The sequence below is a fragment of the Azospirillum sp. B4 genome (assembly GCF_000333275.1).
Taxonomy (GTDB): Bacteria; Pseudomonadota; Alphaproteobacteria; order Azospirillales; family Azospirillaceae; genus Nitrospirillum.
The window spans coordinates 1-264 of the sequence record NZ_BACU01000053.1 but is presented as its reverse complement, the minus strand read 5'-3'; the positions used below and the strand labels follow the sequence as shown (position 1 = coordinate 264).

The following is a 264-nucleotide window of genomic DNA, read 5'->3' as shown; positions in this document are numbered from 1 at the left end:
CCCGCCGCTTGAAATGGATCAGCTTGAAAGCTCAACAAGGCAAAAGGGAAACATAACATACCTCCGTATAGCAGCCGCCATCAACCTGCCGGCCTGCCACCGACAGCCCGGCGCGTGGCGTGCAGCACGTTGGCCGCGATCACGATGTCGAACGGCCCGGCGGCCGCGACTTCCGCCGGCACGGCGGTTTCCAGGTCGAAGACCGCGCAGGTGACGCGCCCGTCCCCGGCGAACGACCGTCGCGCCGCGCTGACAAAGGCGGGG

The 264-nt window shown here is 67.0% G+C and carries 1 protein-coding gene; it reads right to left on the bottom strand.

The genetic code is table 11. The features are described from left to right. Positions 1-80: 80 nt before the first annotated feature. Positions 81-264, bottom strand: a 184-nt coding sequence (locus tag I55_RS36745) for a hypothetical protein (RefSeq protein WP_044558850.1), incomplete at its 5' end; no start/stop codon positions are given.